Raw genomic sequence first — 24,279 nt, 5'->3', positions numbered from 1 at the left:
GAGAGAAATAAAAAAGAGACCCCTCAGACCGGCTGAGAGGTCTATTCGTGAGCTGCCGCCTCATCTTTTATAAGTAAATCCTGGCTCTTGATCGTCATTAAATCGTTTTTTAAGTATTGGTCTCCCATTAAAAGCCTCATGGCCTGAGCGCGGATTGATTTTTCAATCACGTTTCTGACAAAGCGCCCGTTGCTGAATTTAATGGGGCTTGTCGTGCTTTTCACTGTCATTAAGTAATCTTTTAACTTCCACTCGGCTTCCTGGCTTAATTGATACTCCCGCTCTGCTATCATGCGCTTTGCGATGTCCATCAGCTGAGTGACAGAGTAATCCGGAAAATCGATGCTGATAGGAAAACGCGATTGCAGGCCGGGATTTAATGACAGGAAATGTGTCATTTCTCTCGAGTACCCTGCCAGGATCAGAATAAATTCATGCTGTTTGTCTTCCATATGTTTGACAAGCGTATCAATCGCCTCTTTACCGAAATCCTTTTCTCCGCCCCTTGCAAGTGAGTATGCTTCATCAATGAATAAAATGCCCCCGAGCGATTTTTTAATCAGATCTCTCGTTTTTTGCGCCGTATGTCCGATGTATTCACCGACGAGATCGGCACGTTCCGCTTCGATCAGATGTCCTTTGGAAAGAACGTTCATTTCGAAGAAAAGCTTGCCGATCAGTCTCGCGACAGTGGTTTTCCCGGTGCCGGGGTTCCCTTTGAACATCATATGAAGAGCTTGTTTTCCGACTTTCAGCCCTTGTTCGGCCCGTTTTTGGTTGACGAATATCCACGCGTAAATTTCTTTAATGTTGCGCTTCATTTCTTCCATACCCACTAATGTGTTCATTTCTTTTTCAATTTCTTTCAGAATGCTGTGCTTGGCTTCATTTTTTTGCAGGGCGGCCTGATATTCCGCCTCAGCTTCTGCATTTGTCAGCACTTGCTTTTGGCCATTAAGAATGATGTTAATTTGTCCGTTATTTTTATAGGTTACAGCGCGCTCCAACATGCTCACCTCTCTGTTCTCTCTTTATCTTACTCATGATGAAGCGGTTCCGTGACATCCGCCTATCATCATGAGGCCCGTTTTCCTCTTTATCTGTCACTTTTTCCGTTCTCTTCGGGAATGATGTTGAATCCTGCGCTTTCCCGAGAAATATTTTTCATTTCTTATTGTATTCAGCAAAAACGGGAGGACAAACCATTTATTTTTATTTTCCGGGAAGTGTTGGGTGTATTTCTCATTTTTTTCATGAATGACAGCCGTACAAGCACCTTTTGAATATCATCATATGCTGTAATGAGGTGATGGAGAATGGTTAAAATTTTTATAGACCCCGGTCATGGCGGAACTGATTCAGGTGCAACCGGAAACGGACTTCAGGAAAAAGCGGTCACGCTGGAGATCGCACTGGCTTTGCGCACGATTCTGACGAATGAGTATGAAGGAGTTTCTGTCACGATGAGCAGGACAAGCGATAAGACGGTCAGCCTGACGGAAAGAACGGATGCCGCCAACAGCTGGGGCGCAGATTATTTTTTATCCATTCATATTAACTCAGGAGGCGGAACCGGATTCGAAAGCTATATTTACCCCGGTGTCGGAGCGCCGACCTCGACTTACCAATCAGCCGTCCACACGCAAGTAATTCAAGCATCGGGTTTTAATGACCGCGGAAAAAAAACAGCCAACTTCCATGTGCTGCGGGAGACAAGTATGCCGGCGATTTTGACGGAGAATGGTTTTGTTGATACGTCAGCTGATGCAAACAAACTGAAAACAGCCAGTTTTATTGAAAGCCTTGCAAGAGGACATGCCAAGGGCTTGAAGCAAGCTTTCGGTCTAAAAAAAAAGGCTGACTTATATAAAGTGCAAATCGGCGCATTCAAAGTGAAAGCAAATGCTGATGCGCTTGCCGCCGATGCGGTGTCTAAAGGTTTTGACGCGATTGTGCTTCCAAAAGGCGGCTTCTTCAAAGTGCAGATCGGCGCATTCTCTTCCAGAGATTATGCTGAAGCGTTGGCAGCGCGGGCCGAAAAAGCCGGATTTGATGCCTTCATTGTGCAAGACTAAATGAAAAAAACCCCTGCTCTCCCTTTTTGGGACGAACGGGGGTTTTTGTTATTGAAGTATATCGGCGACAAACTTAGACCAAGCTTCAAGACGCTGATACACATTTTCCTCTTTCAGTTCGCTCAGTTTCATCCAGCGCCCGGCGATTTGATCTTTTTCTTTCACTTCGACTTGTGCCGCAGGCGCTAACTGGAGCGCAGAAAGGATGCCGATATGCACCTTCCCTACATCGTTTTCATCATCATTGATCAGGCCGAGTGTGACAATGTTTTGTTTGTCCTCCTCGCGAATGTACAGTTCTTCCGCCAGCTCCCGGTCGGTGTTCTGTTTCAGCACTTCCGAAAATGAAGCCGCCCCTTCCATAGGGTTCATGTGTCCGCCGAAGCCGAGAGAAAGCTTATTATGGAGGCGCGATTCCCCTCCGCCCGCGAGCCGCTCATACACAAATACCTCATCGTCGCGGCGGATGACGACATACGGAATCGGCTGTTTAAATCGAGGGTCTTCTTCCGCGTCGCCTCTTCTGATTTCAAAAAAATGCGCCTCAATTTGAGCCATAATTTTTATGATACGTTCATCCTCGCTGTTGACTCCCTGAAATGTCAGCATTTCGTTTTGAAAGACGTCACTCCGCGGTGCAGCCAAGATGATTTCATCCATTTTATTCATGCCCGTTCCTCCTGTCTTACCTCTCCACTCAAGCCAAAAGAGCAGATATTATATCTGCTCTTCATCTTGGCCAAAATAAAAATCTTCGTCCTTAATCGGTTCTACCGTCGCCTTTTTGTAGCCGTTCCCTTTCATGGAGAAGAAATCATGTGATTTTGTTTTGGTGTTTAATCCGTTTAATACGATCGGATTAATATCCTCTTCTTCAAAGTAAGGATCGAACCCTAAGTTCATCAAAGCTTTATTGGCGTTATAGCGGATGAATTTCTTTACGTCATGAGACAGCCCGACTTGGTCGTAGAGATCCTCTGTATATTCAAGCTCATTGTGATAAAGCTCTTCTAAAAGCTCAACCGCAAATTCGCGAAGTTCCGCTTTTTTCTCTTCTGTCTGTTTATTATAAATTTCCTGAGCAAGGAGACCGACATACACGCCGTGAATCGCTTCGTCACGAAGGATCAGGTTAATGATCTCACCGCTTTGCATCAGTTTTCCTTGTCCGTAGAAATATAACGGATAATAGAAACCGCTGTAGAAAAGGAAGCTTTCCAGATAGACGGAAGCAACCATCGCTTTGAACAGTGAAATTTCATCATCTTTTTGAATGGCTTTGTAAAGCCCGACAATCATTTGCGCTTTTTTCTGCAAATATTTATTTTGTTTAACCCATTCAAATACTTCATTAATCGTTTCAGTCGGAGCAAGCGTCATAAAAATATTTGAATATGATTTTGCGTGCACCGCATTTTCCATCATCGCCATGAAATTAAGAACCGCTTTTCGCTGATGGCCCTCGACGTGCTCGGCCACAATCGGCATGCCCGTGTTCCCCTGCTCTGTATCAAGCAGTGTCAGGCCGGCGAGCACCTTCATGTACGTATCCTGCTCATTTTTACCCAAATACTTCCAAGTGAGAAGATCGCCGTTTAATGCGATCTCTTCCGGAAGCCAAAACTGTTTTACATTTTGGTTGTAAAACATTTGGGTGAAATCATCTTCATGCTTTGACCAGTTTGCTGCGTCATAAATTTTTGTCACTGTAAACTCTCCTTTAATCAAACGACACAAGAAAGACAGCTGTCCTGCCCGGTATCTTTCGTTCTTGCATAGTAAATGGTTTTGATGCCTCTATGGTGGGCATACAGATCAATACGATTCAGATCACGAGTTGTCATCGTATCTTTCAAAAACAGGGTAAAGCTGATTCCCTGATCGATATGCTGCTGGATTGTCGCGATCATATCCACCACTTTGAACATGTCCATATCATAAGCTTCTTTGTAGAAGAACCAGTTATTAGACGCTAACCCCGGCATCGGGTAATACGTTTTTGAATTTCCGTATGTTCTTTCTTCGATCCGTTCCATGATCGGCATAACGGACGCCGTGCTGGATTGGACATAGGAAATGGAGCCTGTCGGCGCGATGCACAGTCTGTAGCTGTGGTACATGCCGTTTTCAGCGACAAACGCCTTCAGCTCTTTCCAGTCTTCGATTGTCGGAATGTGCATGCCTTCAAAGAGCGCAGCGATTTTTTCGTATGCCGGTGAGAACTCTTTTTCGATGTATTTATTGAAATATTCTCCCGTTGCATAAGTGGAGCCTTCATAATGCTCAAACGTTTCGCCTTTTTCTTTCGCAAGCTCAGCTGAACGCTGAATGGAATAAAAGTTCACCATCATAAAGAACGTATTCGCGAAATCTCTTGCTTCCGGGCTTTCATACGCGATGCCGTTTTGGGCCAGGTAACCGTGAAGGTTCATAGCGCCTAAACCGATGGACTTCATCGCTTTGTTCGCGCGTCTGACTGCCGGCGCGTTGCGGATATCCGTCGTCTCAGATACATGAGTCAGGGAATCCGTCGCGAGTTTCACCGTGCGCTCAATCGATTTATGTTTCATGACATTCAAAATATTTAATGAACCAAGGTTGCAGGAAATGTCCAGGCCGATTTCGTCTTCCTCGTCATAATCTGTGTAAGCCGAAACCTGTGACGCCTGAAGCACTTCAGAGCAAAGGTTCGAGAATTTCACTTTTGATACGTGGTTATTCGCATGCTCTTTGTTTACGTTGTCCTGGAACATAATGTATGGATAACCTGACTCAGAACGGAGAACGGCAAGCTTTTCAAGCAATTTGCGCGCATTCACTTTTTCTTTTTTGACACGCGGGTTGTCGACAAGCTCCTCATACATCGCCGTCATGTCCATCTCATCCATATGCTGGCCGTATTCTTTATAAATCGTGTGCGGATAGAATACATAAGCCGCTTTGTCCTCACGTGCAAGCTCAACGAACTTATCCGGAATGACGACACCGATAGAAAGCGTTTTGACACGCACATCTTCATCCGCAGAAATCTTTTTCGTATCAAGAAAGTCATTGATATCGCGGTGGAAAATGTTTAAGTACGCCGCGCCAGAGCCTTGTCTTTGCCCCATTTGGTCAGCGTAACGGAACGCGTTATCAAGAAGCTTCATGACGCCTACAACGCCTTTTGTGGCATTCTCAACATCTTTAATGGCTTCACCTTTCGCGCGGAGCTTGGACAGGTTAAGAGAAACCCCGCCGCCCAGTTTAGAAAGCTGCATGGAAATATCGATCGCTCTTGAAATGTCGTTTAAGGAATCATTGACTTCGAGCAAGAAACAGCTCACAAGTTCTCCGCGGCGTTTTCTGCCGGCATTCAAAAATGTCGGTGTGCTCGGCTGATATTCCTGATTGATCATCAAGTTCACATATTCTTTTGCTTTCTCAGTGTCGCCGTTTGCGAAGAACAGCGCAACAATTGAGATCCGGTCCTCATAACGCTCGAGGATTTTTTTCTTGTCATTCGTTTTCAAAGCATAGTCATTATAGAATTTAAACGCACTCATGAAGGAAGGAAAACGAAACTTCTTAGCGTAAGCTGTCTTAAACACTTCTTTAATGTCTTCAAAAGAATAAAGGCTTAAGAATTCCTCTTCGTAGTATTGGTTTTCAATCAAATAATCCAGCTTCTCTTTTAAATCGTGAAAGAAAACTGTGTTTTGATTGATATAGTCTACAAAATAGCTATGTACAGCCTCTTTATCTTTATCAAACTGGAATTTTCCATCTTGTTGGATCATGATTTCGTTATTTAACTGGATCCATTTTGGCACTTGATTTTGTGACAACTCTTTCTACCTCCTGAGTAAACAATTCAACGTCTTTAGATGTGCCGCTGAGTTCAAATTTGTGCAAGATCGGCACCTGATATTGTCTAGAGATGGTATCGGCGCTTTTTGCAAAGTTATCGCCCCATACTTTGTTGCCGCTCGCAGCGACTCCTAATAAGAGATGGGCGTATTTTTCGAGAAATGATTGTGTTGATGCCGGTACCTGACCGAAGTTTGTCGTGTAGGTGACCAAAACAAACGGAGTGTCCACGTGGTCCGTTTCGTCCACCTTGCGGATCAGCTGAAAGTCTGTTTTATTCACAAAACGCTGAACATTCCCTGTCTTTGAATCAAATATGATTTGAACCATCCTTATCACGACCTATCAAAAATAATGAATCTCTTAACACTATATATAGTATACTAACCTCTCAGAAAAACACAACATATTGAGATCGATTTATAAAAAATTCATATTTTTGAAAGAGCGGACTTTGGCTCCGGCCCGATTAACGCCCAAAAAAGAGAGCAGAACGAGAATCATCTCTCATCCTACTCAAGGTGTCATGTGTAAGCCGATGTCTATCATAACATGAAAAAAAACTGCTTAGTAGTCTAGACTTTTATTCTTATTTTTTGTAAGAATCACATTTTTTTTCGCTTTCAACGGTTTCTTCAATCTCCACATCAGCACCGATTTCTTTCAGTACGGCTTTCAGAGCGCTTGTGATGGAAGCCTCTCTGATCAGTTCTTTGCCGTCAACGATGATGCTGGTTCCATATTCATAGCAGGAATCATCTTCACAAGTTTCTTCCCAATGGTTGATTATCACCTTGTGTTTCAATCGTCTCACCCTCTGCATGATCAATGTCAGTACTTAGTGTAGCTTGTGCGGCCCGCTTTGTAAATTCGAACGCTTGTGAAATTTATTCAAGCTCATCCAGCGCCGTTTCTTTTTTCAGTTCGATTTTATTCGCTTTTTCATCATAGCGGTATATTTTTAAGTAACCGTCCTCGACAATGCCGAAACGATTATGTTCCAGCTGCACCATGCCTTCTGTCTGCGGTTCGGCATCCGCCAAGCCGCCGTCATCATCCGTCACCACCGTCTCGTGATTGCTGCAAGCTCCAAACAGCAAAAAAACAGCGATCCAAACGAGCGTAATCCTGATTCTTCTCAGTTCATTTTCACTTTCGAACACGATTTTCCGTACCCCCTTTTATCTTTCCGATATACGGCCTGCAATATACAGACGCGCATAGAAAAAGACCATTGTTCATGGTCTTTGTCAAAAAGTCTATTCAAGCTCAAGCTGGACGTTTTTTTGCGGGGCGAACGTGGAGATGGCATGTTTATAAATAAGCTGCTGCTTCCCCTCCGTTTCGAGCAAAACGGTAAAGTTGTCAAAGCCTTTTACCTGGCCGCGAAGCTGAAAGCCGTTGAGTAAAAACACCGTGACGAACGTATTGTCTTTTCGGATTTGATTCAAAAACTGATCTTGAATATTAATCGGTTTCATGTTTCGTCCTCCTTGGTTCTCAATACAATACTGTTTCGATTAAATTTCCAGTTTTCCTGCTATGCACTCGAAAATTTCCTTTTTTTTCTGCTCAATATCAACAGGCGGCGTCATATCTGTCCATGAAACGGGCATTTTATTGCGAAACCAGGTCAGCTGGCGTTTCGCATATCGCCTTGAATTTTGTTTTAATTGCTCCACAGCCTGAGGGAGCGGCACTTTTCCATCAAGATATTCATACAGCTCTTTATAGCCGATCGCCTGAATCGATTGGCTGTCCCGGATATTCATATCATACAGCCGCTTTACTTCGTCAAGAAGGCCGGTTTCCAGCATCAGGTCAACGCGCTCGTTAATCCGGCCGTACAGCACTTCTCTGTCCATTGTAAGACCGATAAGAACCGCATTGTAAAGCAGCTCCCGTTTTTGGGTTTTAAGATGCTCTGACATTGTTTTTCCCGATACATGCAGGATTTCGAGCGCGCGGATGACTCTTCGCGTATTGTTTTGATGAATGGCTGCCGCCGCTTCCGGGTCGGCTGCCGCAAGCTTGGCATGAAGCGCTTCCGCCCCTTCTTCAGCCGCCAGTTTCTCCATGCGCTCCCGGAATACAGGGTCGCCGGAGTTTTCCGTGAACGTATAGTCATACAGCACGGACTGAATGTACAGACCAGTCCCCCCGACAATCATCGGCAGCTTTCCTCTACCGGCAATCTCGGTGATTTTTCCCCTTACCATTTTCTGATAATCCGCCGTTGAAAAAGTGTCGGACGGCTCCAAAATATCAATCAGGTGATGCGGCACGCCTTCTGTCTCTTCTTCGGTGACTTTGGCCGTTCCGATGTCCATCCCTTTATATACCTGCATGGAATCTCCGCTGATGATTTCCGCATTCAGCATTTTCGCGAGTCCGATGCTTAGTTTTGTTTTTCCGACTGCCGTCGGTCCGACGAGTATGACGACAGGCTGTTTTTTATTTTTCAATATGTATCACTCTCTTTTATAAATCTCCCCCTAATTATAGCATTCATTTCTTCAGGCACCTATCCATTTTGCCCTTTTTCCTGAGCGCTAAACGTCCGCTACCACCCGATCGGCTCGTTTCCGACAACCTCTCTCGTTTTTCCTTTGAGCGTATGGCGGTGCGTTTTCCGTCCTTTCTCCCGCGGATCGTAAACGACGCCGCCGTGCTGGATCTGAATCGGCTCATTGTAGGCGGCAAAGGTGGTCTCTGAAAGCTCATGGTAATGTGTTCCGTCAACCCTCGGGATGGCAGGGCCGGAAATGCCGTAATACCTATGAAAATGGCCGTTTTCAAACGAGGTGATGCCCGTATAGAAATGTGTATGCTCATCTGTATTGCTGCCGTTCTCCGGCTGCGAAAAGCCTTCGATCACATGGTAATGCCCCTGCACTACATCCGTAACAGCCCGGTATGCGTGTGTGTGCGGAGGTTTTTTTGACCAATCGGACTGATACAGGCCCACAAAAGCTCACTCCTTTATTTTTTGATAAACGCCCAATCAAAAATTGGTGGGCTGAATACTCTGTTATCATCTCAAATTTATTCTTGGAGGTACCTAAATTATGAATGAAGAATACACATACGAAGCAGATAGTGATATGAGACAGTTTGGACGGCCCGGATTTGGGTTTGGACGGCCGGGCTTCGGGTTCGGGCGTCCCGGATTCGGCTTCGGGCGGCCGGGTTTTGGTTTTGGCCGGCCTTGGTTTGGCCGCCCTTGGTTTGGCGGGTTCGGACGGCCGTTTGGTTTTTACGGCGGACCGTTTGTCGGAGGGCTTGTCGGGGGGCTTGTCGGAAGCGCTTTGTTCAATCCATATTTGTACGGAGGTTACGGCTACCCTTACTATCCGTATTACTACTAAGACAATCAAAAAGGGCTCCTTTCAGGGGCCTTTTTATATAGGCCTAATGTCTTGACTTGGCGGGCAAAGTTCGGATATTATTTTATTTTACTGCCTTAAACAAAAGGCATAAGGATTATGATGAGAGGGGGATTTGATATGATTCTGGGTTATATCTTCCTCACAATTGCTATTTTATCAGAGTCAATCGGCGCGGCCATGATGAAGGTCTCCCGCGGATTTACGCGGTTTTTGCCGAGCACGCTTGTAGTGGCAGGCTATTCATTGGCCTTTTATATGCTTTCACTGACACTGAATCTCATTCCGCTCAGCTTATCCTATGCAACATGGAGCGGAGCCGGAACGGTGCTCGCATCCATTATCGGAGCGAAATGGTTTCATGAAAAACTGGACAAGCAGGCCGTCATCGGACTTGTATTCTTATTAGCCGGTGTCATTCTGATGAATTGGTAGAAAGGAGAAGCATGATATGAAAGGATTACTCTGCCTGGCATTAGCCATTGTATCAGAAGTGTTCGGAAGCACAATGCTGAAGCTGTCGGACGGTTTTACGCACTTATGGCCCGCTCTCGGCGTCATTGCCGGAATAGGAGCCTCTTTTATGTTTTTGAGCTTCTCTTTGAAAAGCCTTGATTTATCCGCCGCATACGCGACATGGTCAGGTGTCGGCACGGCTTTAACGGCAATTGTCGGCTTTTTTGTTTTTAAGGAGGCCATGACAGCCAAAATGATGATCGGGCTTATTTTTGTCATCACGGGGGTCATCCTGCTGAACCGTTCCAAGTCTCAAAAAGCTAAAAAAAATCAAACGGCCCGGAGCTGACCGTTTGAACTCGTCAAGCGCGGGCAGCTTTTACTTCAACCTCAAGCTCCATCTCCACGTTTCCTTGGACCGCTCGTGAAATCATACAGGAGGACTCCGCTTTTTGCGCTAACTTCCTGGCGAGCGTAAAGTCCGTTTCGGCTGCATCCGGCTTTAATAATATAAACGGGCGGTGAATGATTTTCTGGTACGTGAACACACCGTTCGTGACGTCTACAATTCCTTCAGATTCCATATGTAGATCTTCTTTATCCAGACCGCTTCTTTCCATCATCGCCGCAAGCGTTATAATATAACAGGTCGCGGCCGCTCCAAGCAGCATTTCATCAGGATTTGTGCCTTCTCCGGGTCCGTCCATTTCCTTAGGAATGGACACAGCCGTTTCCAGCCGGCCGCTTTTAATATCGCCGACGTCATTGCGATTTCCGGGCCAATTTGCTTTTAAATAAAAGTGATGTTTTGCCAAGGGACAAACCTCCTTTTTTTTCAGTTTACTCACCTTTCACTGGTTTGTCTTTTTTTAAGCTCACGAATACTCTTGATTGATCACTCTTTTTATCGTACGGACAAACCGGTAAAATTCCTCCGTTTTTGTGAATTCCCTTTCGCGGTAATCAAAATTATCAAAAAACGCTTCCCGCTGTTCTCTGCTGATCTCAAGCTGTATACTCAGCCCGGTTTGCGCCTGGTTATTGATATTTTCGGTGTCAACCCCGGCCAGACCGGTTTTTGAGGTTGCCAATTCTGCAGGAAATCCGTTTCGTTTGAGAGCTCTCACCAATTTTTTCGCCCGCTTCCGGTCGCTTCCTCCGACAAGAGTATTTTTCTCGTCGCCTTTATAACCGTGAACTGCGATAACATAATGGTGCTGCTTAATGCTTTCGACTGCTGAAGGCTCATCGAACTTGGTGCTCGTAATATGAAGAGTCTGGTTATCATGCGCTTTTAATCCCTCAAACAGGTAGGTTGAATAATCATCCCTGAAAGAGCGGACGATCTCGCTCACCCCGCCCTCAATTCTCCCTCCGTGCGGCGACATGATCAATACGGGGCTCCCCTTTCGCTTATTGTACGATATATGATAATCATCGGGGTCTTCATGTTCAGCCAGATCTTTAAAATCTGTGTATGTATCAGAAGAATTCGAGGGATCAGGGTCTGACGCATAATGAGCACATCTTATTAGTAAGACCATTGCTACGATAATGATGACATTAAGTAAAATTCTTTTCATCAGCTCTCCTTCTTTGCTCCTTTCTGAAAAATGACATGTTCATTATATGGATTTTTGTCAATAGGTCTTATCTTAACATTCTATTAACATTATCATCAGTGAAAAACTTCCCGGTTTCGAAAAATCAATGGATTGTCACGGTTCAAGCGGCTCAAATGCCGGGCATCAGTGAAAAAAGGTTGAGAGAGGGCAAAAAAAAAGGGAGGAACGCCCGAATTTTCAGGGGCGGGAGATTCACGGCCGGAAACGGACGGCATCAAGAATACGCTTTTAGAAATGAATATCCGCCTCCCGAAGCAAATGCGCAGGACAGAATGGAGCCCCTCAAAAAAGTTCTCATCTGCCTTTTTGTACAGCAAAATGCCGTTACAGCCCGCTCATCCCCTTTTTTTATCATAATGGTCCGTTTTGAAACGGAGCCGTCTTTTTTCATATATATAATATCAATCGGAAGCTGTTTTTCCAAGGAATGTCTCAATATGATGTTCATGTATATACTCCTTCCGCCGGATTCATCATAAACGAACAAACGTTCCGATCCAACTTGATTTCTTCTCCTGAAAAAGCCGCAAGTAACCAGCTCTCCTGAAGGACAAACAAACTGACCGAACATACGGCCTGTTCATATGGTATAGAGAGAATCGCCAGAATGGGAGGAAAAGTATATATGTTTGGTTACTCAATGGTACAAATGGTGCGGTCAAATGCTCATAAGCTGGACTGGCCGCTCAGAGAAAACGTATTACAGTTATATAAACCTTTCAAATGGACACCTTGCTTTTTGCATAATTTTTTCGAAAAAAAGGTGAAAAACAGAAAGAAAATGTCAGTCATCATTGAATTTGAAGAGGGCTGCCATGAATCCGGTTTTCACAGCACAGGACAGGTCTTATCAAAAGAAAAACGCTGCACCATAAAAAAGCAGTTTCAAACAATCAACTGCTGCAGCGCCGAAGTCACTCCGTCCGCCCTTCACATGCTTCTTTCGCAATGCCGGGATATCCGTAAAATCTATTTAAACCGTGAAGTAAAAGCTCTCCTTGATACGGCAGCTGAATCGTCTCATGCAAAAGAAGTGACCCGTAACGGCACCGTATTAACAGGAAAAGGCGTAACCGTCGCCGTTATTGATACCGGAATCTACCAGCATCCCGATTTAGAAGGCAGGATTATCGGATTTGCGGACTTTGTCAACCAAAAGACAGAACCGTATGATGACAACGGGCACGGCACCCATTGCGCCGGTGATATCGCAAGCAGCGGCGCTTCATCTTCGGGTAAATATCAGGGGCCGGCGCCGGAAGCCGATCTGATCGGAGTCAAGGTTTTAAACAAATCAGGATCAGGAACCTTGGCTGATATCATTGAAGGTGTGGAATGGTGCATACAATATAATAAAGAACACACAAAGAATCCGATCAGAATCATCAGCATGTCACTGGGCGGAGATGCGCTCAGATATGATAAAGAAACGGACGACCCGCTCGTCAAGGCCGTTGAAGAGGCATGGAATGAAGGAATCGTCGTCTGCGTCGCCGCGGGCAACTCCGGTCCGGAAGCTCAAACGATTTCAAGCCCCGGTGTCAGCGAGAAGGTCATCACGGTAGGCGCCTATGATGACAATGATACAGCCGGCAATGAGGACGATACGGTCGCTTCTTTCTCAAGCCGCGGCCCGACGGTGTACGGAAAAGAGAAGCCTGACATTCTTGCGCCCGGGGTCGATATCGTATCTCTCCGTTCTCCGCGTTCATATCTTGACAAATTACAGAAATCAAACCGAGTAGGCTCCTTGTATTTCAGTCTTTCGGGCACGTCCATGGCCACTCCGATCTGTGCGGGCATCGCCGCCTTAATCCTTCAGCAAAACCCGCAGCTTTCGCCTGACGAAGTGAAAACACTGATCAAACAAAGTCCGGATCAGTGGACAAATGAAGATCCGAACATTTACGGAGCGGGCGCAGTGAACGCTGAAAACGCCGTGCCGAAAGAGTAACCTTTTTATCATGAGAACGGGGTCGTCTGCACCGGCAGATGACTCCGTTTTTCGGGTGAACAGATGAAACATTTATAATGAAGGAACTCGGAATGCTTCAGAACGGCTGTCAGAAAAAAAGATCAATGCAAGGCAGTGTATTTCTAAAAAAATAGGGAATAAGTATGGTGTAGATAAAAGGAGGAATCACAATGGCACTTACAAACACCGAATTGTCTGAATGGCTGCAAAAACAGATCGGACAAACGCTTGATATCAGAAAAGGAGAGCTGACAGACAGCCGAAACGAGATTTCTGATATGGACCGGATCATGCTTCACCTTGATGACGTTCTCGTCCGGCGGACAAACCATCCCGATGACTATGTAGCGGATGAAGAACTCGTCTTAAAAGGGCACGGCACAACCTATACGGAGGAAGGAAATGTCCCGCTTCCCCAAGATGCGTATGAAATTCCTCTGCTCGGCGACATTACCATCCAAAAGGAGCAAGACGGATTAAAGGTACATACAGATCGGGCCGTGTATACAATCGGGACCCGGAAAGAGCAATAAAAAGAAAAAACGCCGCTGATTCAGGGCGTTTTTTTATTGGTTTTTTTCTTCAGAATATCCGTGGAACATCGTGAATGCGCAAAGCATAATGCCTAAAATAATGATAATCGGGAGCCAGATCACGGCAAACTTATAATCCGGTTCGGCAAAAGCGCCTATGACCGCCCCAAAGCAATACAGAACCAAGGCAAGCGCGCGCAATACAGCATCTCTCGTAAACTGCTTCCGCTTGTCCGCTTTGTAAAACCTTGCGGTGAGATCTTCAAAAAAATTAGCGAGCGTTCCCGTTAATACGGTCGTGGAAATCCCCGCTACACCAAGTTTTCTCGCGGCTGTCGTCTGCATTCCCATTGCGAAGCTGAGCAGCATAATCAGCACATAAACAGAAATGGCATCTGCAAAAAAGCAAGAGAACAAAGCAAACAGCAGCAAAACAGCTCCTTCAATAGCCAAAGCGGCAGTTACCGCAGGGGGCCAGAATGATTTCTTTTTATTGCCCACAAGCAAGGCCGCGGCAATAACGCCGGCAATAAATCCGATTAACGAGGTTAACGATTTGAGTACGGCAAGGTGCCATGAGTTGCCGATCGCCAGGCCGAACAGAACGATATTCCCCGTCATATTGGCGGTAAAGATATGTCCCAGGCTTAAATAACCGATCACATCCACAATTCCCGCTGTTAAACAAAGAAGTAAAAGTGCAATATTTCGGTATGTAGTCACTGTCAATGTGATCCAATCCTTTCTCATGCTGATTCCAACATATAAGTTTACTCTTCGCCATTTCATATGTCCAGCCGGCGCGCCGCTTTTTCAAAGCATAAAAAAACTCCGGCGAACCGGAGAAGTTACTGAACGATAAATAATACTCTCGTGCCGTCGGAATAGCCGCTCATTTGATTTCCAACCCATGAACCGGCCCCGCGGTTATCCGACGGGGTTACATATCTGATATCAGCCCCCGCCCCGCCTTCTGTGCAGACTGCCATGGGCCATTCATCACGGTCAAACCCGGGCTTTGTCGGAATTCCTTTCAATGATTCTTTCCTTCTATTCTCCGCTCCGCCCCGATCAATTGTACAAATCTCAGAATGACCTGCCGAAATGGCGTCTTTTATATGATTTCCCGTCTCCGGATATTTTGACAGCGGGAAATACAGCACCTGATCGTATCGGGATGCAGCATGAGCAGCACTGTCCGAATGGATGCCGGCGCCCGTAAGGCCGAACTGAAGAGAGATCACCAAAAGCAGACTTGCCGCCCATTTCATAAACGCATTCATTCACATCCTCCTTAAGAAGTTGATATGAAGCGTAAATATGTATATTAGCCGGATTTAACACACATGATGAAATGGCAAAAAAAGTTTGCTGTTTTGTTGATAATTAACGAAAATGGCGGCTTTACGATTTATCTATTGAACCGGCTTCTGTTTCCTTATATATTTTAGACATACTTATGAGCCGTTGTGATCAGTGTCTTCGGCAGATACAAGGAGGAATGCCGTCCGGTCGGCAGGCATCGGCTGTTGGTTATGTCTTTTCAAAAACATGAAGGCGGGGAAATCCAGATGGAAAAAACAATGTTTCACCCACACTCACCCGAGTTTCACGAAGACCCTTTTGCGGTTTTAAGCAGATTCAGAGAGCAGGACCCCATACATAAATTCGAACTGCAGCGTTTCGGAGGCACCTTTCCGGCATGGCTCATCACGCGTTATGATGATTGTATGGCGTTTTTAAAAGATGGCAGAATTACGAGAGATGTAAAACGGGTCATGCCGAAGGAGCTGATCGCGAAGCTGAATGTCAGCGAAGATATCGATTTTGTCTCAGAGCATATGCTGGCAAAAGACCCTCCGGATCATTCACGTCTTCGATCTTTGGTGCATCAGGGGTTCACTCCCCGGATGATTGAGCAGCTTCGCACCGGGATAGAGCAGATCACAGAAGAGCTGCTGGATGAAATGGAAACAAAAGCAGACCCTGATATTATGAGAGATTTCGCGTCACCGCTTCCGTTTATCGTCATTTCCGAGCTGCTCGGAATTCCGAAAGAGGACCGCGCCAAATTTCAAGTATGGACAAACGCGATGGTCGACACGTCAGAGAGCGGACAAGATGCGACCAACCAGGCTCTCAAAGAATTTAAACAATATATGAAAACACTGATCGAAGAAAAAAGAAAACATCCGGCTGAAGATCTGACAACCAAGCTTATTTACGCTGAAGAGGACGGCCAAAAGCTGAGTGAATCAGAGCTGTATTCCATGCTGTTTTTGTTAGTCGTTGCCGGGCTTGAAACAACGGTTAACCTTCTCGGCTCCGGCACCCTGGCGCTTCTTCTTCACAAAGACCAGATGGAGAAGATAAAGCGGCAGCCCGAAAATATCCAGACGGCGGTCGAAGAGCTTTTGCGTTACACCTCTCCCGTCATCATGATGGCGAATCGATGGGCGCTTGAAGATTTCACCTATAAAGATGTTTCTATTAAAAAAGGCGATATGATATTTATCGGCATCGGTTCAGCCAATCGGGACCCGGAATATTTCGATGATCCTGATACATTAAATATAGCGAGAACACCGAACCGTCATATCTCTTTTGGATTCGGCATTCATTTTTGTCTCGGGGCTCCGCTCGCCCGGATGGAAGCATCCATTGCCTTTACTTCGCTTTTAAAACGGTTCCCGAATATAGAGCTGAAAGGCGCGCCCGAGGATGTAACATGGAGAAAAAATGTGTTTTTGAGAGGGCTTGAAACATTGCCTGTCAGATTTTAATATCGCCCCCTGTTTATCGGGGGTTTTTTTAATGTCTTATAAACAGGAAATCAATATAATAGTGAATATTTAGTACATAATGAATTTAGTTCTATGTATAAAAAAAAACGGCCGGATTGCTCCGGCCGTTCTCTATTACCGTTTTACCAACTCATTTGTTTCGTCCAGCTTTTTTTTGAAAGATTTAAGGAAATTTGCGCTTATCGTTCCTTTGTTTGCGTACAGTTTTTCGCAGAATGCCTTAATGGCGTTTTGCGGCTTTGGTTCCGACAGCATTGTGACATGATTGGAAGAGTGGACGTCCAGCAGGTGAAAGTGTTTCATCTGGTGTTCCCATTCTTTCCAATACGCATCATGGTCTAACGGAATTTGTTCTTCCTCTGCTGTCAGATAACGTTCAAGATCCCCGAGAAACAAACCGCTTTTATTACGGAAGTAGTAGCATTGCAGCGCTTCCGGATGAGGCAGCGGCTTCATGTCATACTCTTCCATTCCGTAAGCGAGCTGCGTCTTCATCATTTGCTCCAGCTGCATCCGGATCGCTTCTTCGGATTTTGGCAGACCGCGCTTTTTGGCAAGGCCGATCAATTCTTTCAATACTTCTTCTTCCTCAGCCTGGACGGTAATGTCTTCTCTGCTGATTAATGCCTCTGCAAGGTTTTCAGGCTTAAGATATGCCGTAAGCATCGTATTGATCGTTTGCAGCATGACTGACTTAACAGATGGTTTTCTCTCTTTCCATTTTTCACTGTACGGGGTGTCGATCATGACGGCGCTTTTTACTGTATGACCTTCCTCCTGCAAGAGGCGCGCGGTTTCATATGCAAGCATTCCGCCCAAGGAATATCCGCCGAGGTCATAAGGGCCTTTCGGCTGTACCGCTTGGATGATTCTCATATAAGAAGCGGCCGTCTCTTCGATTCCTTGCAGCGGCTCTTTCCCTGTCAAACCTCTTGCCTGGATGCCGTAAAAAGGACGCTGACTCTTTTTGGCGAATGGCTGGTATGCTTCAACGCCTCCTGTTCCGCCGTGAAACCAAAAAACAGGACGGCCTTTTTCTCTTTCATTCAGCTTGACGAGTTCGGGAAAATTCCGGCCCGCCTCATGCGGTTGGTTCGTTTTTAACAGCATGCCGATCTCCTGAAGAGTGCTGCATTTCTGAAGAGCTTCCAGACTGATGCGGCTGTCTCCGTCCTCAAGTTTTGTCAGCAGCTGAATAGAGGAGATTGAATCAAAGCCGTATTCAGTCAGCGGCTTATTTTGATCAATTTCCGCTGCCTTCATCCCCAAAATGTCAGCCACAATGTCAGCTGCGCTCTCGCGGCGGAGCTGAGGGTCCTGGGAAACCGGTGCAAGGCTGATCTCTTCTGGCTGACCGCCGTTCCAATACTTGTGGTGTTCAAAAGGATATGTCGGAAGCGGCACTCTTTGAACAGATTTGCCTTGGTGGAGTCTGTCCCACGGTATATCCGCTCCTTTCACCCAGCAAAATGCAAGCTTTTCCAGATTGTTTTCAGCCAACAGCGTCTCCGTGACGACTGTACCGAGAGTCCCTTCCAGTAAAACGCCGATATCTCCTGATCCAGTCTGCTGACTGCCTGTAAAGAAGCTTTTCATTCCATTGCTTTCTTCGGAAAATGCTCTGTACTCTTTCAGTTTTTCCAGCAATTCATCTTGATTGCGGGCAACGAGTGCCAAGCGGCAGTTCATCGCCTCGCGGCCGGTCTGAAGCGTATAAGCAATATCCCGCAATGACGGAGTATCTCCAGTTTGCACAAAATCAGCCAGCTGACCTGCGGCCGCCTTAAGACGCCCTTCGCTCTTAGCAGAAAGCACGATAAGCTGCGGGTCATGCTCAGATTCTTTGTCTTTATGGCTCGGGCTGTACTGTTCCAAGACGACATGCGCATTCATGCCGCCGAAGCCATAGCTGTTAATTGCGGCCCGGCGCGGGATCGGTCTGCCCGTATGGTCGGTGAGCTGTGTCCATTCCTGATTGTCTTCGGTGAAACGGAAGCGGCTTTTTTGAATAACCATTTGCTCATTTGCAGCTGTAAATCCGGGAATGCCCGGGATGGTATGATGCTTCATGGCCATCGCTACTTTTATAAGGGCGGCCAGTCCGGAAGCGAGTTCGCCGTGCCCGATGCAAGGTTTCACGGTGCTGATATAACAAGGCGTGCTTTCCTCTTGATTTGCAGACTCGCCGTAACCCGCTTTGATTGCATTAAACTCCAGCGCATCTGCCATTTCGGAGGCAATGCCGTGCGCTTCAATATAAGTGACGGTTTGCGGATCAACATCGGTGTCTTCGTACGCTTTTTTCATCGCGGCCTTCATTCCCGCCGGATTCGGTGCATGAAGCGACATGCCTTTACCGCCGTGAGACACTCCTGTTCCTTTAATGACCATGTGAATATGATCGCCGTCTTCAATTGCCGCCTCAAGCGGTTTGATGATGATAACGCCCGCCCCTTCGCTTCTGACAAAGCCGTCGGCATCTTTTTGGAACGATTTCGCCCGGCCGTTTTTGCTTAAATATCCCATTGAGTCAAAACCGATAAAACCTTTCGGCGATTGCAGAATATTGGCGGCGCCCACGACAGCCTGCTCACATTCGTTATGACGGATTGATTGAACCGCCCTGTGCAATGCCACCAGCGTTGACGTGCAGGCAGCCTCGTAATATTCACTCGGTCCTTGTAAATTCAAGGCATATGATATCCTGTTCGGAATGATGGACGGAATGGCTGTTCCATTGTTCGGATCGCTGTTGCCCGCGGCAACGAAAACGCCTGTCGTCCTGCTTGATAATGCCTTATTTGTCAGGCCCGCATCCTCCATTGCCTTCCATGTATGCATCAAAAGCAGAAACTGCTCCGGCCCCATTTGTGATGCCTCTTTAGGAGAAATTCCGAAAAAGAGCGGGTCAAATTCGCCGACACCGTCAATAAAACCGCCCCATCTGAGACTCGTGTCATTCTCATCGCCGGCGTAACGGCGCCAGTCCCACCGGTCCGCCGGAATTTCGGTAATACAGTGATCCCCGTTTACGATGTGCCCCCAAAAAGACTGGATATCCGGGGATTGCGGAAACTGAGCCGACATACCGATAATCGCGATTCCTTGCTTGACATCGGCGTTATCACAAGGCGTATGCTGTTTCTTCGGTAAAGTGCGCTCTTCTGTTTCCGTGACCCCGGCCTCTTCTGAATGCTTATGATCGGCAAACAATTGAGAAAACTTGCTCTCATATGCTGACGCGAAGTGGCGGGTCAGCTCCTCCGCCGTCGGATACTCGAAAAACAATGTTGGATTCACATCGATGTCCGCCTCTTGGCCGATCTCTTTTGTCAGCCCGATCAGACTCGCTGAATCAAGTCCCAATTCCATGATATTCGCGTCAGAACGAAGAGATGACGCGGGTTCATCCATCATCTTGGCGAGCTTGCCAAGGACGTAGCTGCGGATATCATCTGTCAGACTGCCGGCAGAAATCGGTGCTCCCGCATTCTTAGCAGCCGTTCGGGCCGGCTGATTCATCTGTTCGGTTTTCGGGCGGAACCGTTTCAAGGCATAGCCTTCAAAACGCATCACCACTTCCGATCGGCTGCTGATGACATCTGCGTTAATCAGAATCATTTCCCCCGTTTGTTTGGCCAGCTTGATGTGCAGCCAGCAATCGGTAAGATTTTCCGGGCTGCTGAAGGTGACGGAATTAATGCCGAACGGCAGATAGTTTTCCGCCTCTGTTTGATCCAATAAAGAAAGCGAGGCCAAGTAAGCACTGTTGGCGATTAACGGATTTATGGCATAATGATGCGCTTGTTGTGAGTCGCTATTGTTCAGGTTCACTTTCGCTAAAACGGCATCAGTGCCTTTGTACAGGCGGGTGATCGTTTTAAATTCTTCTCCCCACACGACGGTTCCCGTTCCGTCTCCGTATAACTCATCTATCCGGCCCACTTCCCGGTAAGAGCGCTGAATGGCCGCCAGATCCGCGTGCTGCTTTTGAAACGGATACGGGCTGCACTCGGCATACGCCGCTATGCTCCAATCAGGAGACGTGCGGCTGCGGTGCATTATGCTCAGTTCAAATCCATCCCCGTTTTGTTTCGATTCTGTTTTCAGCTCGATGCGATCGCCTTTTTTTACGGTAATGGGGCTGACGTAATTCAGTTTTTTAATATGTCCTCCCTCTGCTTCAGGAAAAAGATCACAAAAATGATCGACTGCCAGACTGTTATATGTAGCGCCGACGAGTACCGGTTCTCCGCTGAATTTATGCCCTTTCACGTATGGGTCGTCATCACTGTATACCGCCTGAACGCCGGCAGCGTTTTCTGATTCACCGAAATGAAAAGAAGTCCCGTGGTCAAAAGCGTATGCCGGCAGATGAACGGCGTGCTCTTGCTGCAACTGATCAAACGTGATATTCTCTCCTTTTTCCCATTGCCGCGCACGCCGGCCGATATCAGAATCGGAGAAATTGGCATTCCGCTGATCCATGCGGTAAGCGGCCAGTTTTTCCGACAGTTCCTGAACGGAAGCAGCCGTAAATGCCGCCCGATACTCCGGATGATGCGTTCTTTTTTGCAGCGCGGATGCGATGGCGGCCGGATGAAGAGATGGCGTCTTTTCTAAAAAGGCCGCCAGTCTCTCAAGATAGGCTTCAAAACTCCATTTTGTTTTCGCTGACACAGGGAAAATATATTCCTCATTGCCGTGACGGGCATGATTAGAATTCGGATTGATATATTCTTCTACGATGAGATTTGCATATGCCCCGCCTGCCCCGAAGGAATTGATCATGCTTCTCCGCGGTATGATGTCTCCCGTCTCGGCATCCTTCAGACGCTCCCAATACTCGGTTTTCTCCTGCAGGTAAAAGGCCGTTTGTTCAAGCGCGATATTCGGATTTTGCGGTTTTGCATTAATGGTTGGAACTAATGTTTCCCGCTCCATTTGCAGCAGCACTTTCGCGAGCTGGGACATCCCGGAGGCCGCCTCTAAATGGCCGAGATTTGACTTGACGGATCCAAGCGCGCAAAATCGTTTTTTATCGGTATATTGCGAGAACGCGTTTGTCAGGGCAATGACCTCAATCGGATCTCCCAATACAGAGCCGTTTGCCGCTGATTCAACATAACTGATTGTTTCCGGATTGATTCCGGCCTTGTCAATGGAAGCCGCCATGAGCTTCACCTGCTGTTTCGGATCCGGAGCCGTGTACATCTGCCTTCCGCCGCTATGGCACAACGCGCTGCTTTTAATGATCCCGTAAATATGGTCTTTGTCGGCAACCGCTTTGGAGAGCGGCTTCAAGAGCACTGCTCCGACTCCTTCTCCCGGCATCAGACCCGTGCCGGTTCCGAAGCTTTTGCTTTCACTTCCCTGCTCAAGCAAATTCGCCCGATCAAGCGCATCATATTTAGACGGTTCAAGCGTGAGGTTGACCCCTCCGGCAATCGCCATGGAACAGCTGTTAAGCTTCAGGCTTTCACAGGCGAGATGAATGGCGCTCAGTGAGCTGGAGCATGCGGTCGTAACGCCCATGCTCGGACCCGTTAAATTGAAAAAGTGAGAAATGCGGTTGGCGATATGCCAATCCCCTCCGTTAGAGCTGAGCGCAGCTTTTTCCAATGACGGGATATTCCAGAAATATTGATTGTACATACTGCCCATAAATACACCGATCCCGCTGTCTGATTCCTGCCATTCGTTTACTCTTTCTAACGAGTAGCCGCCGTTTTCAAATGTTTCCCATACGGTTTCAAGGCTTAGACGGAGCTCAGGTGTCATCTCCATCACATGGTCTTCCCGGATGTCAAACAAGTGATGGTCAAAAGCGTCAATATGCTGCAGAAATCCGCCGTACCGTGTTTTGCGTTCTTCTTTTCGTGTTTCTTTTGCCATCGTTTTCAGAAGACCGGACTTCCATCTGTTTTCCGGAGCTTCCGTAATACAGCTGTCTCCGGCTTTTAAATGCTCCCACAGCTCATCGAGGGTTTCAGACTCGGGATAGCGGCCGCTGATGCCGATAATGGCAATGTCGTCACGATCAGAGCGATTATCGGTGACGGTTTCTGTTTCCGGCTTTGGCGCTTTTGGCTCTTTTTGTTCAGTGATAAATCGCCGTGTTTCCGTGACAAGCGGCACCGGTTCATTCATTGCAGGTTCCGGATGCTCCGTTTCAGGAGGCGCTTGATCGGCTCCGAATGCCTGTTGCAGCTTATCCGGGTAAGTTTCCAGCAAATACTCGGCAAGTTCTTTCGTATTCGTGTGTTCAAATAAGACCGTTTTCGGCAGCTCACCCGTCAATGTTTCCAGTTCACGGATAAAATTCACCTGCAAAATGGAGTCGATGCCGTATTTTTCAAAGCTGGTTTCCGCCTGAATGCGCTCGGGAGCAAGCTTTATGGACTTGGCTAACGTTTCTTTTATGAATTGCACCGTCCGGTCTGTGACTGAGAAAGACGGTTCTGTGAAATCAGCCGGCTCTTTGGAAGCCGCAATTTCTTCAACCGCCGTCGCGTCCGGCTGCTTTTGCCTGATGACGCCGTCGCTTTCTGCCGCCACGATCTGCTGGCCGAGGTGATGTGACGATTCCGCCATAAATGTAACGTACCGATATCCCTCGCTTTCCAGCGCAGACTGCCATGCTTCAGGATACAGCCCAGGGCATCCGGGAATGCGCAGTTTGGCGTCTTCATACAGCCACCAGCCTTCCAAAAGACCGAATGTCAGATGAGAATAAACCGAATGGCTGCTGATCTCATTTAATAGCAAAATCCCATTCTTTTTAAGCACCGCTTTGGCATTGCGAAGTGTCCGCCGAATATTTTTTGTCGCGTGAAGCACATTTGCCGCAATGACCGCGTCATATGCACCCGCCTCTATACCCTGCAAAGCCGGGGGCTCTTCCACATTAAACCGCTTATAAGTCAAATACGGATTGTCGGGACCGTATTCTTTTTCAGCATGCATGAAAAAGGCCTTTGACAGATCGGTGTAGCAATATTCTTTCACATGAGGTTTGACCTCTTTTAATCTTTTGAAAACGGCCGCGCTCGTCCCGCCCGTCCCCGCTCCGATCTCTAATATCCGGATTTCCGCGTTCGGGTCTTCTTTCAGGCGTTCTTCAATGAAAGCCGTCAATGTGTCAGCGAGCACCTCATTAAAGTAGTCTGCCGTTTCATTGTTTTTATAGATTCCTTCAACCAATTCCATTGAGGAATCAGGAAACAGAACATCAGTGGCAGAAACTCTGCCGGATAAAATATCCGGCAAAGCTCTGAGAGCGGTCTCCACTAAGGTGATCATCGCCTGTTTGCTGCTGTCCTTGAGTAAAGGAGCTTTCTTTTCATCCCATTCTTGCCACAGAACGTCCGCACGCTCTATCGGACCCGTTAACACATACGTACTGCCAGACTGTTTCAAAAAGCCTTTTTGCACCAAGATGGAGATGCTTTCTTCCAGCCACCTGCCGTAAAACCCCTGCATGACAGGCTGCGTTTCGTTTTCCGTAAAAAATCCGACAGATTTCAGCTGGCCTGCCAATAGTTTGTAAAGAAGATCTTCAGTGTTTTGCAAAGCC

At 46.9% G+C, this 24,279-nt stretch carries 23 protein-coding genes; 7 read left to right on the top strand and 16 right to left on the bottom strand.

What is annotated here, in order from left to right; all coding sequences use genetic code 11:
• Positions 1-41: 41 nt before the first annotated feature.
• Complete coding sequence (spoVK, locus tag G9F48_RS04365; protein WP_015417523.1) at positions 42-1,010, bottom strand: stage V sporulation protein K; 969 nt, start codon at positions 1,008-1,010, stop codon at positions 42-44.
• A 306-nt stretch (positions 1,011-1,316) separates the two neighbouring features.
• On the opposite strand from spoVK, the gene G9F48_RS04355 reads away from it, so the two are divergent.
• Positions 1,317-2,075 carry an N-acetylmuramoyl-L-alanine amidase gene (locus G9F48_RS04355; RefSeq protein ID WP_165409073.1) on the top strand — a complete coding sequence of 253 codons (759 nt, stop codon included), beginning with the start codon at positions 1,317-1,319 and terminating at the stop codon, positions 2,073-2,075.
• A 48-nt stretch (positions 2,076-2,123) separates the two neighbouring features.
• Here G9F48_RS04355 and G9F48_RS04350 read toward each other — a convergent pair whose 3' ends face one another.
• From G9F48_RS04350 to G9F48_RS04310, 9 genes are all read right to left on the bottom strand, one after another.
• Positions 2,124-2,744, bottom strand: coding sequence for a hypothetical protein (locus G9F48_RS04350; RefSeq protein ID WP_165409072.1), 621 nt, complete (start codon positions 2,742-2,744; stop codon positions 2,124-2,126).
• 48 nt (positions 2,745-2,792) lie between these two features.
• Positions 2,793-3,782 (bottom strand): class 1b ribonucleoside-diphosphate reductase subunit beta, encoded by a 990-nt coding sequence (nrdF, locus tag G9F48_RS04345; protein WP_165409071.1) that lies wholly within the window; start codon positions 3,780-3,782, stop codon positions 2,793-2,795.
• Between the two features lie 17 nt (positions 3,783-3,799).
• Positions 3,800-5,902 carry a class 1b ribonucleoside-diphosphate reductase subunit alpha gene (gene nrdE, locus G9F48_RS04340; RefSeq protein WP_003154060.1) on the bottom strand — a complete coding sequence of 701 codons (2,103 nt, stop codon included), beginning with the start codon at positions 5,900-5,902 and terminating at the stop codon, positions 3,800-3,802.
• Positions 5,862-6,254, bottom strand: coding sequence for a class Ib ribonucleoside-diphosphate reductase assembly flavoprotein NrdI (nrdI, locus tag G9F48_RS04335; RefSeq protein WP_003154061.1), 393 nt, complete (start codon positions 6,252-6,254; stop codon positions 5,862-5,864). The genes nrdE and nrdI overlap by 41 nt, the downstream gene beginning before the upstream one ends.
• Before the next feature lie 259 nt (positions 6,255-6,513).
• Complete coding sequence (locus tag G9F48_RS04330) at positions 6,514-6,729, bottom strand: hypothetical protein (protein ID WP_003154062.1); 216 nt, start codon at positions 6,727-6,729, stop codon at positions 6,514-6,516.
• A gap of 82 nt (positions 6,730-6,811) precedes the next feature.
• Positions 6,812-7,087, bottom strand: a complete 276-nt coding sequence (locus G9F48_RS04325) for a YmzC family protein (protein ID WP_165409070.1) — start codon at positions 7,085-7,087, stop codon at positions 6,812-6,814.
• Between the two features lie 96 nt (positions 7,088-7,183).
• A complete protein-coding gene (hfq, locus tag G9F48_RS04320; protein ID WP_003154064.1) occupies positions 7,184-7,405 on the bottom strand; it encodes an RNA chaperone Hfq in 222 nt (73 codons plus the stop codon).
• 39 nt (positions 7,406-7,444) lie between these two features.
• Positions 7,445-8,389, bottom strand: coding sequence for a tRNA (adenosine(37)-N6)-dimethylallyltransferase MiaA (miaA, locus tag G9F48_RS04315; RefSeq protein ID WP_015388203.1), 945 nt, complete (start codon positions 8,387-8,389; stop codon positions 7,445-7,447).
• A 98-nt stretch (positions 8,390-8,487) separates the two neighbouring features.
• Positions 8,488-8,892 carry a YmaF family protein gene (locus tag G9F48_RS04310; protein WP_070081859.1) on the bottom strand — a complete coding sequence of 135 codons (405 nt, stop codon included), beginning with the start codon at positions 8,890-8,892 and terminating at the stop codon, positions 8,488-8,490.
• Between the two features lie 136 nt (positions 8,893-9,028).
• On the opposite strand from G9F48_RS04310, the gene G9F48_RS04305 reads away from it, so the two are divergent.
• The 3 genes from G9F48_RS04305 (at position 9,029) to erbB (ending at position 10,115) form a co-directional block, all read left to right on the top strand.
• Positions 9,029-9,292 (top strand): hypothetical protein, encoded by a 264-nt coding sequence (locus G9F48_RS04305; RefSeq protein ID WP_395940036.1) that lies wholly within the window; start codon positions 9,029-9,031, stop codon positions 9,290-9,292.
• A 138-nt stretch (positions 9,293-9,430) separates the two neighbouring features.
• Positions 9,431-9,745 carry an SMR family multidrug efflux transporter EbrA gene (erbA, locus tag G9F48_RS04300; RefSeq protein ID WP_156735011.1) on the top strand — a complete coding sequence of 105 codons (315 nt, stop codon included), beginning with the start codon at positions 9,431-9,433 and terminating at the stop codon, positions 9,743-9,745.
• 16 nt (positions 9,746-9,761) lie between these two features.
• Positions 9,762-10,115, top strand: coding sequence for an SMR family multidrug efflux transporter EbrB (gene erbB / locus G9F48_RS04295; protein ID WP_003154073.1), 354 nt, complete (start codon positions 9,762-9,764; stop codon positions 10,113-10,115).
• Between the two features lie 13 nt (positions 10,116-10,128).
• Here the strand turns inward: erbB and G9F48_RS04290 are convergent, their stop codons facing one another.
• The 3 genes from G9F48_RS04290 to G9F48_RS04280 all read right to left on the bottom strand — a co-directional run bounded on the left by G9F48_RS04290 (position 10,129) and on the right by G9F48_RS04280 (position 11,839).
• On the bottom strand, positions 10,129-10,581 hold the full coding sequence (locus tag G9F48_RS04290) for an OsmC family protein (RefSeq protein WP_014305039.1): 453 nt from the start codon (positions 10,579-10,581) through the stop codon (positions 10,129-10,131).
• Positions 10,582-10,641: 60 nt separating this feature from the next.
• Positions 10,642-11,349: a poly-gamma-glutamate hydrolase family protein gene (locus tag G9F48_RS04285; protein WP_003154076.1), complete on the bottom strand. Its 708-nt coding sequence runs from the start codon at positions 11,347-11,349 to the stop codon at positions 10,642-10,644.
• 256 nt (positions 11,350-11,605) lie between these two features.
• Positions 11,606-11,839 carry a hypothetical protein gene (locus G9F48_RS04280; RefSeq protein WP_156735012.1) on the bottom strand — a complete coding sequence of 78 codons (234 nt, stop codon included), beginning with the start codon at positions 11,837-11,839 and terminating at the stop codon, positions 11,606-11,608.
• Positions 11,840-12,016: 177 nt separating this feature from the next.
• Here G9F48_RS04280 and G9F48_RS04275 point away from each other — a divergent pair, with 177 nt between their 5' ends.
• Entirely contained in the window at positions 12,017-13,345 is a 1,329-nt protein-coding gene (locus tag G9F48_RS04275; protein WP_094246917.1) for a S8 family peptidase, read from the top strand.
• A gap of 191 nt (positions 13,346-13,536) precedes the next feature.
• A complete protein-coding gene (locus tag G9F48_RS04270; RefSeq protein WP_077722227.1) occupies positions 13,537-13,899 on the top strand; it encodes a hypothetical protein in 363 nt (120 codons plus the stop codon).
• 33 nt (positions 13,900-13,932) lie between these two features.
• Here G9F48_RS04270 and G9F48_RS04265 read toward each other — a convergent pair whose 3' ends face one another.
• Both G9F48_RS04265 and G9F48_RS04260 read right to left on the bottom strand, forming a co-directional pair.
• Positions 13,933-14,688 carry a YoaK family protein gene (locus tag G9F48_RS04265; RefSeq protein WP_070081855.1) on the bottom strand — a complete coding sequence of 252 codons (756 nt, stop codon included), beginning with the start codon at positions 14,686-14,688 and terminating at the stop codon, positions 13,933-13,935.
• A gap of 59 nt (positions 14,689-14,747) precedes the next feature.
• A complete protein-coding gene (locus tag G9F48_RS04260; protein WP_003154085.1) occupies positions 14,748-15,182 on the bottom strand; it encodes a NucA/NucB deoxyribonuclease domain-containing protein in 435 nt (144 codons plus the stop codon).
• Positions 15,183-15,470: 288 nt separating this feature from the next.
• On the opposite strand from G9F48_RS04260, the gene G9F48_RS04255 reads away from it, so the two are divergent.
• Complete coding sequence (locus G9F48_RS04255; protein WP_165409069.1) at positions 15,471-16,682, top strand: cytochrome P450 family protein; 1,212 nt, start codon at positions 15,471-15,473, stop codon at positions 16,680-16,682.
• 135 nt (positions 16,683-16,817) lie between these two features.
• Here G9F48_RS04255 and G9F48_RS04250 read toward each other — a convergent pair whose 3' ends face one another.
• Positions 16,818-24,275 carry a beta-ketoacyl synthase N-terminal-like domain-containing protein gene (locus G9F48_RS04250; RefSeq protein WP_165409068.1) on the bottom strand — a complete coding sequence of 2,486 codons (7,458 nt, stop codon included), beginning with the start codon at positions 24,273-24,275 and terminating at the stop codon, positions 16,818-16,820.
• Between the last annotated feature and the right edge of the window lie 4 nt (positions 24,276-24,279).

The sequence above is a fragment of the Bacillus sp. EKM420B genome, from assembly GCF_011065565.1.
Taxonomy (GTDB): Bacteria; Bacillota; Bacilli; order Bacillales; family Bacillaceae; genus Bacillus; species Bacillus velezensis.
The sequence above is the reverse complement of the archived record's forward strand: the minus strand, read 5'-3'. Positions and strand labels throughout refer to the sequence as shown.